13 protein-coding genes are annotated in these 14,007 nt (G+C 65.1%); 5 read left to right on the forward strand and 8 right to left on the reverse strand.

Annotation, left to right across the window (positions count from 1 at the left end):
• Positions 1-40: 40 nt before the first annotated feature.
• The 4 genes from AC1RRJ_RS08220 to AC1RRJ_RS08235 all read left to right on the forward strand — a co-directional run bounded on the left by AC1RRJ_RS08220 (position 41) and on the right by AC1RRJ_RS08235 (position 3,228).
• Positions 41-985 (forward strand): DMT family transporter, encoded by a 945-nt coding sequence (locus tag AC1RRJ_RS08220; RefSeq protein WP_493121313.1) that lies wholly within the window; start codon positions 41-43, stop codon positions 983-985.
• A gap of 135 nt (positions 986-1,120) precedes the next feature.
• The gene (locus AC1RRJ_RS08225; RefSeq protein ID WP_493121315.1) at positions 1,121-2,281 is read left to right on the forward strand and encodes a CaiB/BaiF CoA transferase family protein; all 1,161 of its coding nucleotides are present in this window, start codon (positions 1,121-1,123) and stop codon (positions 2,279-2,281) included.
• 68 nt (positions 2,282-2,349) lie between these two features.
• On the forward strand, positions 2,350-2,781 hold the full coding sequence (locus AC1RRJ_RS08230) for an MAPEG family protein (protein WP_493121318.1): 432 nt from the start codon (positions 2,350-2,352) through the stop codon (positions 2,779-2,781).
• A gap of 12 nt (positions 2,782-2,793) precedes the next feature.
• Entirely contained in the window at positions 2,794-3,228 is a 435-nt protein-coding gene (locus tag AC1RRJ_RS08235) for an MAPEG family protein (RefSeq protein WP_493121320.1), read from the forward strand.
• Positions 3,229-3,264: 36 nt separating this feature from the next.
• On the opposite strand, the gene AC1RRJ_RS08240 is transcribed toward AC1RRJ_RS08235, so the two are convergent.
• The 8 genes from AC1RRJ_RS08240 to AC1RRJ_RS08275 all read right to left on the reverse strand — a co-directional run bounded on the left by AC1RRJ_RS08240 (position 3,265) and on the right by AC1RRJ_RS08275 (position 13,089).
• Positions 3,265-4,464: a class I SAM-dependent RNA methyltransferase gene (locus AC1RRJ_RS08240; protein WP_493121322.1), complete on the reverse strand. Its 1,200-nt coding sequence runs from the start codon at positions 4,462-4,464 to the stop codon at positions 3,265-3,267.
• Between the two features lies 1 nt (position 4,465).
• Positions 4,466-5,824 carry an NAD(P)H-hydrate epimerase gene (locus tag AC1RRJ_RS08245; protein ID WP_493121324.1) on the reverse strand — a complete coding sequence of 453 codons (1,359 nt, stop codon included), beginning with the start codon at positions 5,822-5,824 and terminating at the stop codon, positions 4,466-4,468.
• Between the two features lie 35 nt (positions 5,825-5,859).
• Positions 5,860-6,228, reverse strand: a complete 369-nt coding sequence (locus AC1RRJ_RS08250; RefSeq protein ID WP_493121326.1) for a hypothetical protein — start codon at positions 6,226-6,228, stop codon at positions 5,860-5,862.
• A 54-nt stretch (positions 6,229-6,282) separates the two neighbouring features.
• Entirely contained in the window at positions 6,283-8,133 is a 1,851-nt protein-coding gene (gene ilvD / locus AC1RRJ_RS08255) for a dihydroxy-acid dehydratase (protein ID WP_493121328.1), read from the reverse strand.
• Positions 8,134-8,192: 59 nt separating this feature from the next.
• Positions 8,193-8,924 carry an N-formylglutamate amidohydrolase gene (locus tag AC1RRJ_RS08260; RefSeq protein WP_493121330.1) on the reverse strand — a complete coding sequence of 244 codons (732 nt, stop codon included), beginning with the start codon at positions 8,922-8,924 and terminating at the stop codon, positions 8,193-8,195.
• Positions 8,921-9,772 carry a 4-(cytidine 5'-diphospho)-2-C-methyl-D-erythritol kinase gene (locus tag AC1RRJ_RS08265; protein ID WP_493121333.1) on the reverse strand — a complete coding sequence of 284 codons (852 nt, stop codon included), beginning with the start codon at positions 9,770-9,772 and terminating at the stop codon, positions 8,921-8,923. Before AC1RRJ_RS08265 ends, AC1RRJ_RS08260 begins: the two co-directional genes overlap by 4 nt.
• Positions 9,773-9,779: 7 nt before the next feature.
• Positions 9,780-11,342, reverse strand: coding sequence for a tetratricopeptide repeat protein (locus AC1RRJ_RS08270; RefSeq protein WP_493121335.1), 1,563 nt, complete (start codon positions 11,340-11,342; stop codon positions 9,780-9,782).
• Positions 11,343-11,433: 91 nt separating this feature from the next.
• Positions 11,434-13,089 (reverse strand): electron transfer flavoprotein-ubiquinone oxidoreductase, encoded by a 1,656-nt coding sequence (locus AC1RRJ_RS08275; RefSeq protein WP_493121337.1) that lies wholly within the window; start codon positions 13,087-13,089, stop codon positions 11,434-11,436.
• Positions 13,090-13,207: 118 nt separating this feature from the next.
• Between AC1RRJ_RS08275 and AC1RRJ_RS08280 the strand changes: the two genes are divergently transcribed.
• The gene (locus tag AC1RRJ_RS08280) at positions 13,208-14,005 is read left to right on the forward strand and encodes a uracil-DNA glycosylase family protein (RefSeq protein WP_493121339.1); all 798 of its coding nucleotides are present in this window, start codon (positions 13,208-13,210) and stop codon (positions 14,003-14,005) included.
• Positions 14,006-14,007: the final 2 nt, after the last annotated feature.

Consider the following 14,007-nt stretch of genomic DNA (forward strand, 5'->3'; position numbering starts at 1 on the left):
ATATGCCCCGCTTCGTTCGGAATGGAGCACAAGTGAGAAGATGATGAGAGACCGCGAATCGACGCTGATCGGCATTGCCTGCGGGACTGGCGCGGGCGCGCTCTGGGGCCTCGTCTTCCTTGCGCCCGAACTCGCCCGCGCGTTCAGCCCGCTCGAGCTGACGATCGGCCGCTACCTTGCTTATGGCGCGATCTCGGCGCTGCTCATCGCGCCGCGGTGGCGGGCACTGACCGCGCGGCTGGGGCGGCGCGAATGGCTCGCGCTCGGCTGGCTCGCGCTCGCGGGCAACACCATCTACTTCATCCTCCTGGCGAGCGCGGTTCAGATGGGCGGCATCGCGATGACCTCGCTCGTCATCGCCTTTCTGCCGGTCGCGGTGACGATCATCGGCAGCCGCGATCATAAAGCCGTTCCACTGGCGAAGCTTATCCCCTCGCTGCTGCTCTGCGCCGCCGGCGCGGTGTGCATCGGCTGGCAGGCGATCGTCACCCTCGCCGCCAGCACCAGTTTCGCCCCGATCGTCGGGCTGCTGTGCGCGATCGGCGCGCTGGTGTTATGGACGATCTTTGCCGTGGGCAACGCCCGTTGGCTCGCGCGGCTCGACGGCATTTCGGGGCATGACTGGAACCTGCTCACAGGGATCGTCACCGGCATGCAGAGCGTGCTGCTTATCCCGGTCGCGCTAATCATCGGCACCCGCGCGCATGACGGGCCCGACTGGGCGCAGTTCGCCGCGGTGTCGATCGGCGTCGCGCTGCTCGCCTCGATCGCCGGCAACGCGCTGTGGAACCGGATGAGCCGCTTGCTGCCGCTTACCCTCGTCGGTCAGATGATCCTGTTCGAAACGCTCTTTGCGCTCATCTATGGCTTTGCCTGGGAACAGCGCGGGCCGACGATCCTCGAAGCCTCGGCCTTCCTCCTGATCAGCGGCAGCGTGATCTCGTGCGTCGCGGCACACCGCAGGACAGCGACCGCTCCGCATTAAAAGCCCTTGGCCGATTGCCTCTTCGGTTTTCTTCTGCAACCATATTGCGAAACAGAGACAGGAGAGACGCTATATGGGCCGTGTGGACTTTGCAACGATCTGCCCCTCCCCCACTTCCCCGCGAGCCATCCGCGCATGACGATGCTCTCCGGTATCCGCATCATCGACCTGACGACGGTGATCTTCGGCCCCTATGCGACCCAGATGCTCGCCGACCTCGGCGCCGAAATCATCAAGGTCGAGGCCCCCGGCCTCGGCGATGTCTCGCGCTATCTCGGCAACGGCATTCCCGATCCCACCATGGGGTCGATCCATCTGACCGTGAACCGCGGCAAACGCTCGATCGCGCTCGACCTCAAAAAACCCGAGGATGCGGCGGTGCTGCGCGACCTGATCGCCACTGCCGATGTCTTTTTCCACAATGTCCGTGGGCGCGCGATCGCGCGGCTCGGCTTCGACTATGCCGGCTGTCAGGCGATCAAACCCGACATCATCTATGTCCATGGCACCGGCTTCGGACAGGACGGTCCTTACGCGGACCTCCAAGCCTATGACGATGTCATCCAGGCCGCGACGGGGACCACCAGCCTGTTGCCGCGCGTCGACGGCGACCCGCGCCCGCGCTACCTGCCCTCGCTGATCGCCGACAAGGTCGCGGGACATTATGGCGCGCAGGCGATCCTCGCCGCGCTCGTCCACAAATTGCGCACCGGCGAGGGACAGGCGGTCGAGGTGCCGATGTTCGAATGCTTCGCCTCGTTCATGCTCACCGAACATCTGTGCGACGCGACGCTCGATCCGCCAATCGGACCCGCAGGCTATCCGCGCCAGCTCGACGCGACGCGCCAGCCCTTCCCCACCGCTGACGGCTATCTCGCGATCGTCCCCTACACCCCTGACTCGACCGCGCGGCTGATGACGCTGCTCGGCAGCGCCGACCTGCTCGAGACCGCAGAGTTTGAGGCCGCAAAGGCCGCGAGACAGCATATGCCGATCATCTATAGCGAGATCGCACGCAAGACCCCGGCGCGGACGACCGCCGAATGGCTGGAGCTGTTCGCCGCGAATGACATTCCCGCGATGGCGGTGCGCGATTTGCAGGATATCAAGGGCGACCCGCACCTCGCTGCCACAGGTTTTTTCCGCCGCCGCGCGCATCCCGATGTTGGCGCCTATGACGAGATGCAACCGCCGGTGAAATATGGCGCGGCGCCAGCCCGCGACCTTGGTTTCGCGCCGCGCGTCGATGGCGACGGCGCGTCGATCCGCGCCGAAATAGCGGGCGGCAAGGCCTGAATATCGGCCGTTGCATATCGGGCCGCGCGCCCTAGCATCGCGCACAATCAAAAGAGGGGGAAATCACTATGCCTGCCAGTCTATTAGCACCCGGTGCGGTGCTCGTTCTGTGGACGCTCGTCATGCTCGGCTGGGTCCTTGTGTCGCGCTTTTCGGCGCTGGCGAAGACCGGAATCGACCTGAAAGCCGCACCGCCGGGTGGTCGCGGCGCCAACCTCGAGGGGATCTTGCCGCCACTCGCCAACTGGAAATCGCATAATTACTCCCATTTGCTCGAACAGCCGACGCTCTTCTACGCGGTGATCATCTTCCTGCATCTCTCGGGCGGCAGCACCGACCTGACCCGCGGCCTCGCCTGGGCCTATGTTGTACTGCGCATCGCCCACAGCCTGTGGCAGGCGACGGTCAACCGCATCCCGGTGCGCCTCGCCCTTTTCGCCCTGTCGAGCCTGTGTCTGATCGCGCTGGCCCTGCTCGCCGTCATCGCCACTTTGGGCTGAGAGGAAACTATCATGGAAACCAACGCAATTCTTGGTCCCGTTGCGACCCTCGCGCTGTGGTCGATGGTCATGTGGCTGTGGATGTACGCGACGCGCATCCCGGCGATGCAGCGCGCCAAGATCGACGCCAAAACCATGGTCGGCGGCACCGGCAAGGGGCTCGACGACCTGCTTCCCGCCGAAGTCCAGTGGAAGGCGCACAATTACAATCATCTGATGGAACAGCCGACGGTCTTCTACGCCGTCGCGCTGGCGCTCGCGATCGGCGGCATGGGCGGCGGATTGAACGCGCAGATCGCCTGGGCCTATGTGGGCCTTCGCATCCTCCACAGCCTGATCCAGGTGACGGTCAACCGCGTGATGTGGCGCTTTGGCGTCTTCGCCCTCGCCAGCCTCGCACTGCTCGCGCTGTGCGTGCATGCATTCATCGGGTTCGTGGTGCACTAAAATAGTCGTCGCCCCCGCCTTCGCGGGGGCGACGCTTCATTTCGAAAAGCGCGCCGCCAGTTCGACATGGGTCGACCAACGGAACTGCCCCACCGGCTGCACCCAATCGAGCGTATAGCCACCCTCGATCAACGTCTTGGCATCACGAGCGAAACTCGCCGGATTGCAGCTAACATAAGCGATCACCGGCGTTGCCGATGCCGCCAGCTGCGCCACCTGCTCCTCGGCCCCCGCGCGCGGGGGATCGATGACGACCGCGCCAAAACGATCGAGCTCGGTGGGGATCAGCGGGCGACGAAACAGGTCGCGATGTTCGGTGGCGACCAGCGCCCGGGCGCGGTTGGCGGCGGCAGTCAGCGCCGCGACGGCATCACGCGCGCCCTCGGCAGCATAGACTTTGCGCCCCGCCTGCACCGATAGCGCGAAGGTGCCTACCCCGGCGAACAGGTCGGCAACTGCAGGAGCATCGCCAATCGCGCGGCGCACAGCATCGACAAGCGCCGTCTGCCCAGCCGCGGTGGGCTGCAGGAAAGAAAAAGCCGGCACTTCGACCAATATGTCCCCGAAACGCATCGTCGGCGGCTCCGGCTGCCAGACGGTTTCCAGCCCGTCGCCCTGATCGATCGCGAGGCGCGCCAGCTTGTGCGCGCCGGCAAAATCCTGCAGCCCCATAGCGGCATCAAGCCCCTCGGCCTTCACGCCCTCCAAAATCACTTCGACACCCTGATCAAGCATCTGCAACTTGACCTTCACCGGGCGTTTCTGCGGCGCGATCACCGCCAGCAGCGTACGCAGCGGCGCGATCAGCGCGAAGAGTTCGGGGAGCAGCAGCGGACATTCGCGCATGTCGACAATCTGGTTGGTCTGCGCGGCGTTGAAACCGATCGAAACCTGCTTGCCCATTTTCAGCGCAGTGAGAACCGCACGGCGGCGGCTCTGCGGCGGCGACAGCAGCGCGGGCAGCACCATATCGCTGGGCATGTCTTGTCCTGCAAGCCCGCCCGCGACGCGATCATGGACGAAATCGGCCAGTGCCTGTTCGGCAACATGCTGAAGCTGGCAGCCACCGCATTTGCCGAAATGGCGGCAGGCCGGCGCAGCACGGTTCGGTCCGGGAATCAGCGCGCCATCATCGCCGACGCGATCGCCGGGGACGCCGCCCGCAACATGGCGGCCATCGGCCGTCACGCCATCGCCGCGCGCGGCAATGCGCTCGATCAGCGCTGCTTCAGTCATTTCATTCCCTAACCAGATCGTCGGCGACAAGGCGGGGGCCTATACGCGTCGCCCGTGCGATATGCCAGCCCACCGCCGCGACCGCCGCATCAAAGGCATCGCCACCGCGCGCCAGCATGGCGCCGCAAGCTCCCGCGAGCACATCGCCGGTTCCCGCCGTCGCCAGCCACGGGCTTCCCGGCCATGCCGCGACGACACGGCCGTCAGGCGCGGCAACGATGGTGTCGGCCCCCTTGTAGACCACCACCGCTCCCGCCATCGCTGCTGCAGCCAGCGCGCGGTCAATCTTGCTGCCCGAAAGATCGGAAAAGGCTCGCGCAAACTCGCCCTCATGCGGGGTCAATATCGCGGGAACAGCACCACCCAGCTGACGGAGGCGCGCCAATGCGGCTCCGATCGCGGCCGCATCGAGCACGACGGGCCTGCCCGCGTCGAGCGCCGTCATGACGTCATGGTCGAGCGCATGGCCCGCCGGATATCCCGCTCCCACAACCACCGCGCCGATGCGCCTGTCGCCCAGACGGTTCGCATAGTCCGCGCCATTCTCGGCGATGATCGCGGAAAAAGGTGCATGGCCCGCCCCGCTCAGTACGACATATCCCGCCCCGGCTCGCAACGCCGCGGCCGAGGCCAGCCCCGCGGCGCCGGCCATCGGGCCAGCGCGCACAAGGACCATGCCACGGCTAAACTTGTGCGCGACGGCATCGGGCTTGGTTGATCGGGCAGGCGGCAGCGTTCGCATCGCTCCTTCCGCCTGTATGCCGATGGGTGCCAGCAGCACCTTGCCGCAATGTTGCGCGGCGGGCACCAGGACATGCGCCGGCTTGAGCGCGCCAATCGCCACCGTGACATCGGCACACAGCGGTGGCGACCAGTGCTGCACACCGTCGCTATCGACCCCGCTCGGCACATCGACAGCCAGCACACGCCGCCCGCCAAGGCTTTGCAAAATATCAACAAGACCATCGGTCAACGGCCGCGACAGACCGACACCAAACAGTGCATCAACGATCAGCGGCGCCGGCTCCAGACCGGAAACCAATGGCTCGACCGGCCCGCTCCACCGCGCGCGCGCCGCACGGGCAAGCTCGGTCGCAGGGTCGACCAGCGCCGCAACGCGCACCTCCGCGCCGCGCTCGGCCAGCAATCGCGCCGCGACATAGCCGTCGCCGCCATTGTTGCCTGGCCCGCACAGGATCAGGGTCGGTGATCCCGCCGCCATACGCCATGCGATATCGGTCACCGCCGCGCCTGCGCGGTCCATCAGTTCGGAAAGCGACACGCCCGAAGCCGCGCACGCCATCTCGGCAGCGCGCATCGCTTTGCTGGTCAGGATCGGGGCGTCGGCGGGAACGGACATGCCTTCAATCTAGCACGACCGCCGCAAAAATCGCGCTACTTCGCGCGGCCGGTATTCGCGGGCAAGCGATAGCGATCGCCTGCTACGGCAACCTCGATCAGCCCGTCGCCGACAATCGTTACCTTCGCAGGCTCCGCGCCGTCGGCAGACATCAGCCCGCGTCCGTCGGTGGCAATCAGCAAGCGGCGATAGCCGACATCGCCACGCCCGACGACCAGCACGCTGCCGTCGGCACTCGCCATTTCCTCGATCGTGCAGCTGCGATCATAGGTTTTCGCACCCTCAAGCGCACAGGCAACGCGGCCATCACTGGCCGCCGCACTCGCAGCCTTCGCATCGGCAGCGACCGGCGTGTCGGACTTTGGCGCTTCACGGCATCCGGCGATCAACAGCAAGGACAGCATAACAACGCCCCCGACTCTGGCCTTTTCCGCTCGCTCCATTCCTTGCCCCCGGCCCTATTTCAACTGCGACAGGTCGCGCACCGCGCCTCGCGCAGCACTCGTCGTCATCGCGGCATAGGCCTGAAGTGCTACCGAAACCTTGCGCGGGCGGGCCTTTTCGGGCTGCCAGGCAGTCGCACCGCGGGCGTCCATCGCCGCCCGGCGCTTCGCCAACTCGCCTTCGGGCAGCGCCAGCTCGATCGTGCGGTTCGGAATATCAATCTCGATCCGGTCGCCATTTTCGACGAGGCCGATCGTTCCGCCCTCAGCCGCCTCGGGCGAGACATGGCCGATCGACAGCCCCGACGTACCGCCCGAAAAACGCCCGTCGGTGATCAGCGCGCAGGCGGCGCCCAGCCCCTTCGATTTCAGATAGCTGGTCGGATACAGCATTTCCTGCATCCCCGGCCCGCCCTTCGGCCCTTCGTAGCGGATGACGATGACATCGCCCTCGACGACCTGCCCGGTCAAAATCCCCGCGACCGCAGCATCCTGGCTCTCATAGACTTTGGCAGGGCCGGCGAATTTCAGGATCGATTCATCAACCCCGGCGGTCTTCACGATGCAGCCGTCGAGCGCGATATTGCCCGACAGCACCGCCAGCCCGCCATCCTTGCTGAACGCATGTTCGGCCGAGCGGATCACGCCATTTTCGCGATCGAGGTCGAGCGCATCCCAGCGCCGCTCCTGACTGAATGCCACCTGCGTCGGCACCCCGCCCGGCGCCGCCATGAAAAATTTCTGCACAGCGGGGTCGTTGGTCCGCGAGATATCCCATTTGTTCAGCGCATCGCCTAGCGTTGCGCTGTGCACCGTCGGCAGATGCGCATGGAGCAGACCCGCACGTTCCAACTGGCCGAGGATCGCCATGATCCCGCCGGCACGGTGGACGTCCTCCATATGGACGTCGCTTTTCGCCGGGGCGACCTTCGACAGGCAGGGCACGCGGCGCGACAGCCGGTCGATATCGGCCATGGTGAAATCGACACCGCCTTCGAACGCTGCGGCGAGCAGATGAAGCACGGTGTTGGTCGACCCGCCCATGGCAATGTCGAGGCTCATGGCATTTTCAAACGCCTCGAAGGTCGCGATACTGCGCGGCAGGACGCTCTCGTCGTCCTGCTCATAATAGCGCTTGCACATTTCAACCGCGATGCGGCCTGCGCGCAGGAACAATTCCTTGCGGTCGGCGTGCGTTGCGAGCGTCGAGCCATTGCCCGGCAGCGACAGGCCGAGCGCTTCGGTCAGACAGTTCATCGAATTGGCGGTGAACATGCCCGAGCAGGACCCGCACGTCGGGCACGCCGCGCGCTCGATCTCGTCCACTTCCTCGTCGGTATATTTCTCGTCGGCGGCGGCAACCATCGCATCGACCAGATCGAGCGCGACCTCCTTGCCCTTCAGGATCACCTTGCCGGCTTCCATCGGTCCGCCCGACACGAACACGACCGGAATATTGATCCGCAGCGCCGCCATCAGCATGCCCGGAGTGATCTTGTCGCAGTTGGAAATGCACACCATCGCGTCGGCGCAATGCGCGTTGACCATATATTCCACCGAATCCGCGATCAGGTCGCGCGACGGCAGGCTATAGAGCATCCCGTCATGACCCATCGCGATGCCATCATCGACCGCGATGGTGTTGAATTCCTTGGCAACCCCGCCCGACGCCTCGATCTCGCGCGCGACCATCTGTCCAAGGTCCTTGAGGTGGACGTGACCCGGAACAAATTGCGTGAAGCTGTTGACGACCGCGATGATCGGCTTGCCGAAATCGCTGTCCTTCATCCCCGTCGCCCGCCACAGGCCGCGCGCGCCGGCCATATTGCGGCCGTGGGTGGTGGTACGCGAACGATAAGAAGGCATTTTACAGGCTCCGAGAAATATTATTTCATGAAATTGCGATTAGGAGCGCGTCTACACGCCTATTCGCCGATGTTCAACGCCACTTTCGTACACATGCGCGCGAGGCGGTCGGCGAACAGCCGCTGGCCTGCGGCATCGCCGACCAAATCCTGCCGCATCTCGATCCCGACATAGGGGATATGGTTAGCCTCGGCGTGGCGGTTCATCGTCGCATTGAGCAATTTGCCCGAATAGGGCTGCTGGTCCCCGACATTCAGCCCCTCGGCCTCCAGCGCGGCGATGGTGGCGGGCGCCAGCCGGTCATCCTCATTGTAGAGCACCCCGACATGCCATGGCCGCGCCTGATAGGGATGCGCCGCGAGCGCCGGCGTGAAACTGTGCAGCGACAGGATCATCGCCGGGCGATGGGCGGCAATCGTCGCGGCGATATGCGCATGATAGGGCCGGAAAAAGCGCGCGAGCCTTGCTTCGCGCGCCGCATCGTCGAGCGCGTTGCCCGGAACGGCATGACCATCGCTGGCGATCGGCAGCACCCCCGGCGCGTCCTCATCACGGTTGCAGTCAGCGACGAGGCGCGACACGCCGCCGAGGATCGCGGCATCGACCGCGCCGTCTTCGATCAGCAGCGCCGCGACTTCGGCGACGCCGATATCGATGGCGATATGGTTGGCGAACAGCGCCGGGTCGATCCCCAGATCAATGTCATCGGGCACATAGGCCGAAGCATGATCGGCGATCAGCAAGATACCACCCGAGCACGGCTCACCCAACTGGCGCCACGCCTCACTCATCGCAATACTCCCGTCATCTGCCACCAGTGCGGGTGGCTCGCGGCCAGCCGCTCCGCCGCCACATCGCGCTCGCCCGCCGCATCGAACAGTGCGAAACAGGTCGCGCCCGACCCCGACATGCGCGCCAGCCATGGCCGCAGTTCGCCCAGCGCGGTCAGCACATCGGTGATCGCCGGACAGCCCGCAATTGCCGGTCGCTGCAAATCATTGCGCGACGCGAACAGTTGAGCGCGAAGGTCGGCGCCGGTGAACAAAGGCCCGCGATCAACACCATCCCACGCCGCGAAGATCGGCCCCGTCGCCACCGCTTCGCGCGGATTGACGAGCAACACCGGCGTCCCCGCCAGCGCCAGTTCGGGCACCCGGCTCAACTCTGCCCCCACGCCGACGCCAAGACAGGTCGCGCTGGCAACACAGGCGGCGATATCGGCGCCAAGCGGCCCAACGAGCCGCGCCAGTGCCGCATCGCCAATTTCGGGCAGGAAATGCCGCCGCACCAGCCGCGCCATCGCCGCGGCATCGGCCGACCCGCCGCCGATCCCCGCCGCAACCGGCAGCCGCTTGGTCAGCGTCACAGCGAGCGGCGGTACCCGGTCGGCGCCATAGCGCCCGCGCAGCAACGCCAGCACCTGCGACACCAGATTGTCCGCGCCGGTGCTCAATGCCCCAGCAAATTCGCCGTCGATCGTCAGGCTGTCGACTTCGGCAACCTTGGCCTGCAAATCATCACCACTGTCGACAAAGGCGAACAACGTCTCGATCTCATGATAGCCATCGGGCCGCCGCGCGCGGACGTGAAGCGCGAGGTTGATCTTCGCCCAACCGGTTTCCTGCATCGCCGCGGTCATTCCGGACTCACGGCGCCGTCGTCGCAGGCGTCAGCCCGTCGCGCAATTTCGCTTCCAGCCGCGTCGCCATATCCTCCTCGGCGAGAAGCGTCGCGGCGCGCCAGGTATAGCGCGCCTGAAACTTCCGCCCGACGTGCCAATAGGCATCGCCCAGGTGCTCGACGATCACAGCATTGCCGGGTTCACCGCTCTGCGCCTTTTCGAGCAAGGGCACCGCCTCGTCGGCGCGGCCGGTGAGGAAATAGGCCCATCCGAGCGAATCCGTGATGCCCGGGCTTTGCGGCTCTGCGTTCCACGCCGTCTCGATCCGCGCGAGCGATTGTTTGACGTCTTTGCGTCGCTCGATCGCCGAATAGCCCGCGAAGTTGAGCACCGACGCATCATTCGGTCGCAAGGCAACGGCTTTTTCGATCAGCGGTTGGGCGGCGTCCCAATCGCCAGACTGGAGCAACAGTTCGGCGCGCGCGATCAACAGGGTCCCGCGCAGCGCCTCTTCCCCATCACCCAACGTCGCCTCCATCCGGGCATAGGCGCGTGCCGCTGCGGCCTTGTCGTCCGATTTTCGCGCAATGTCGGCGAAACGGACCAGCAGGCTGCGCGCCGGCGCATCTCCGGCCACTGCCGCCTCGGCAAGTTTCCCGGCGCCCGCCAGATCGCCAGCGTCGGCCATCAGTTCGGCCCGCCGCATCTGAAGCACCGCCGGCAACGGCGCGCCTTTGCTTGCAAGCAAAGCCCCCGCTGCGGAGGCTTGGCCGTCGCGGTCAAGCGTTTCGACCAGCGCGCTCCGTGCCATCCAGTCCCCGTCGTTGAGCCAATAAGCCGCGCGCGCGAACAGCATCGGTATCTTGGGGCTGCTGTTCGGTATCCGGGCGAAACCATCGGCGAGCATGCCAAGCCAATGCGCGGCGCCCTCGCGCGGCGTCGCGACAGCTTGATCGGGCAGCAATAGCGACGGATCTTCGCGCTCTCCCGACGCCAGGACGATCCGCCCGCGCAGCCGCTTTGCGGCATCCGCTTGCCCCGCTTTGTCGAGCGTCGCCGCGAGCCGCAGCGCAGTGAGCTGGCTCGTGCGGTCGGTCAGGATAATGTCATCTGTCAGCGCAACGGCGTCGGCCGGGCGCTTGGTCACCAGTTGAACGATTGCCGCTTCCAGCGCCAGCGCCGGTTCGGGCCGCCCTCGGGCATTCGCGATCAGCAAATACCGCTCAGGCGTTTTCTCGCGCAATCCAACGTCGATCCAGGCATGGATTGACGGCTGGATCAACCGCGACATGGGGTCGCCGCCGGTCTTGTCCGCGCGACCGCCAATATATTCGCGCGCGGCTTTCCAGTCCGACCGGCGCATCGCATCGACCAGCAGCACCAGCTGCGCATCGAACCGTCGTTCACCAGCCTGCCATAATTGCGTCGCAGCGCCACGCGCAGCTACCAGATCGCCCGCTTCGATCGCCTGTTCCAGCATCCGCCCGCGCACCCCCGGAAGCCCCGGCGCAGTGCTGGCCAGCGTCGTCAACGCCGACAACGCCGTCGCAGGCTGCCCGGCCTCCTCGGCGAGCCGTGCCTTGACCATCGCGTTCAGCGCCGCGCCGCTTTGGTCAGCGGCCTGCGCCAGCGACGAAAGCGCAAAAGCGCTTCCCGCCAGCAGCAGGGCGGATACGGACTTACATATTGGGGTAATTGGGGCCTCCGCCGCCTTCGGGAGTGACCCAGTTGATATTCTGGGTCGGATCCTTGATGTCACACGTCTTGCAATGGACGCAGTTCTGCGCGTTGATCACGAACTTCGGATCGCCCTCGGCCTGACCGACAATCTCGTAGACGCCGGCCGGGCAATAACGCTGCGCAGGCTCGTCATAGAGCGGCAGATTATATTCGACCGGGATCGTCGGATCTTTCAACTGAAGATGGACCGGCTGGTCTTCCTCATGGTTGGTGTTCGAAAGGAACACCGACGACAGACGGTCGAAGGTCAGGACGCCATCGGGCTTCGGATAGTCGGGCTTGGGCATCATGTCGGCGCGGTACAGCGTTGTATTGTCGGGATGATGCTTCATCGTGAAGGGGACTTTGATCTTCAGCGTCTCAAGCCACATGGTGATCCCCGACAGGAGCGTCCCCGCCAGATCGCCATATTTCTCGACGAGCGGCAGGACGTTGCGGACGACGCTCAGTTCCTTCTTCACCCAGCTGTCGTCATAGGCATCCTGATAGGCGCTCAGCGTATCGCTACCACGCCCGGCGCCCACCGCAGCAAACGCCGCTTCGGCCGCCATCATGCCCGTCTTCATCGCGGTGTGGGTGCCCTTGATGCGCGGCACGTTCAGGAAACCGGCGCTATCACCGATCAACGCGCCGCCCGGGAAGGCCAGTTTCGGCACCGACTGATAGCCGCCATCGCTGATCGCGCGCGCGCCATAGGAAACGCGCTTGCCGCCCTTGAGAATTTTCGCGATCTCGGGGTGCGTCTTCCACTTCTGCATTTCCTGGAAGGGCGAGGTGTGCGGATTGCGATAATTGAGCCAGGTCACAAAACCGAGCGCGACCTGTCCGTTTGCCTGATGGTACAGGAAACCGCCGCCGTTCGAATTGCCGTCGAGCGGCCAGCCCTGCGTGTGGATCACGCGGCCTTCGGCGTGATTTTCCGGCTTGATGTCCCAGAGTTCCTTGACGCCAAGGCCGTAGACCTGCGGCTCGCAATCAGCGTCGAGGCCGAATTGCGGCTTGATCATCTTGGTCAGATGGCCGCGTACGCCTTCGCCGAAGAAGGTATATTTCGCGTGGAGTTCAAGCCCCGGTGCATAGTCGCCCTTGTGGCTGCCGTCGCGCGCAATGCCCATGTCGCCGGTCGCGACGCCTTTGACCGAGCCATCCTCATTGTAGAGGATTTCGGCGGCCGGAAAGCCGGGGAAGATTTCGACACCCAGGCCTTCGGCCTGCTCGGCGAGCCAGCGGCACAAATTGCCAAGGCTGCCCGTATAAGTGCCCTTATTGTGCATGAAGCCCGGCGAGATAAATTCGGGAAGCCCGAATTTCCTGTTCCTGGTCAGCACCCAATGCTGGTTGTCGTTGACCGGAACTTCGGCAAGCGGACAGCCCTGGTCGCGCCATTCGGGAAGCAGTTCGTCGAGCGACTTGGGGTCGATGACCGCGCCCGACAGGATATGCGCGCCGACTTCGGACCCTTTTTCAAGGATACAAACCGACAACTCGCTGCCCGCTTCATTGGCCAATTGCTTGAGCCGAATTGCCGCCGAAAGCCCCGCCGGACCTGCCCCGACGATAACCACGTCATAAGGCATCGATTCCCGTTCGCTCACCAGACTCACCCTTTCTGCCATCCCGGCGCCGACATTCATCGTAAGCGGCGCTCATTCTGTCACGAATTGCGATGCCCGCCAATTGACGTATCCGTCAACAGCCTGTTTGAACAAAAACATGGGTGGGCAAAAATCGGCCTTACTGGCGGAAAGCTATTGCGACTGGTGGTCGTTGGCAGGCGTCGACATGCTGGTTGGCGAGACGCCGACGGGCTGGCTGGACCTGCCCGCGGCAAATGACGTTGCGGCCGACAGGCCAAAACCGACCTCGAAACGGACAATCGAAGCCGAACCGCCCCCGCCGCTACCCGCCGCGCTGCAGCGCCAGGAAGTGGTCGAAGCACCCGTCGCCAGAGGTCCGGTCGAAATTCCGGCCGAATGGAATGAGTTCCAGCTCTGGCTCGCCGAGCACCCCGATGTGCCTGGCAGCCAGTGGGACGCCCGCCGCGTCCTGCCGGTCGGCCAGCCCGAAGCGCCGCTGATGCTTCTTACCGCCTGGCCCGAAATCGACGACCAGCGCGAAGCGACGCTGTTCACCGGTGCCGCCGGCACCTTGCTCGATGCGATGCTCCGCGCAGTCGGCACGACCCGCGCCGACTGCTATTGCGCCAGCCTCGCGGTCACACGCCCCCCCGGCGGGCGCTGCGACGAAGAAGAGGCCGCCGACCTCGACCGGCTGCTCTGGCACCATCTGCGCCTCGCGCGGCCCGGCCGCTTGCTGCTGATCGGCAGCGACATCGTCCGCATGGCGGCGGCGCTGCCGCTCGCCGATGCGCGCGGAAGGTTACTCAATATTAACCAAGATGGCGGCAATATGGAGGCGGTGGCGGTCGCGCACCCCGCGATGCTGCTGGCCCGGCCGGCCCAGAAAGCCGCCGCCTGGGATAGCCTTAAACTGCTCAACCGGGGACGGTGACA

This window comes from Sphingopyxis sp. GW821-FHT12C06 (assembly GCF_058807415.1).

Coding starts and splice junctions, on each gene's coding strand:
- AC1RRJ_RS08270 (WP_493121335.1), bottom strand. CDS start 11,342: ATGGTCAAGGCACGGCTCGCCGAGGAGGCCGGGCAGCCTGCGACGGCG.
- AC1RRJ_RS08250 (WP_493121326.1), bottom strand. CDS start 6,228: ATGCTGTCCTTGCTGTTGATCGCCGGATGCCGTGAAGCGCCAAAGTCC.
- AC1RRJ_RS08245 (WP_493121324.1), bottom strand. CDS start 5,824: ATGTCCGTTCCCGCCGACGCCCCGATCCTGACCAGCAAAGCGATGCGC.
- AC1RRJ_RS08225 (WP_493121315.1), top strand. CDS start 1,121: ATGACGATGCTCTCCGGTATCCGCATCATCGACCTGACGACGGTGATC.
- ilvD (WP_493121328.1), bottom strand. CDS start 8,133: ATGCCTTCTTATCGTTCGCGTACCACCACCCACGGCCGCAATATGGCC.
- AC1RRJ_RS08260 (WP_493121330.1), bottom strand. CDS start 8,924: ATGAGTGAGGCGTGGCGCCAGTTGGGTGAGCCGTGCTCGGGTGGTATC.
- AC1RRJ_RS08280 (WP_493121339.1), top strand. CDS start 13,208: ATGGGTGGGCAAAAATCGGCCTTACTGGCGGAAAGCTATTGCGACTGG.
- AC1RRJ_RS08220 (WP_493121313.1), top strand. CDS start 41: ATGATGAGAGACCGCGAATCGACGCTGATCGGCATTGCCTGCGGGACT.
- AC1RRJ_RS08230 (WP_493121318.1), top strand. CDS start 2,350: ATGCCTGCCAGTCTATTAGCACCCGGTGCGGTGCTCGTTCTGTGGACG.
- AC1RRJ_RS08240 (WP_493121322.1), bottom strand. CDS start 4,464: ATGACTGAAGCAGCGCTGATCGAGCGCATTGCCGCGCGCGGCGATGGC.
- AC1RRJ_RS08235 (WP_493121320.1), top strand. CDS start 2,794: ATGGAAACCAACGCAATTCTTGGTCCCGTTGCGACCCTCGCGCTGTGG.
- AC1RRJ_RS08265 (WP_493121333.1), bottom strand. CDS start 9,772: ATGACCGCGGCGATGCAGGAAACCGGTTGGGCGAAGATCAACCTCGCG.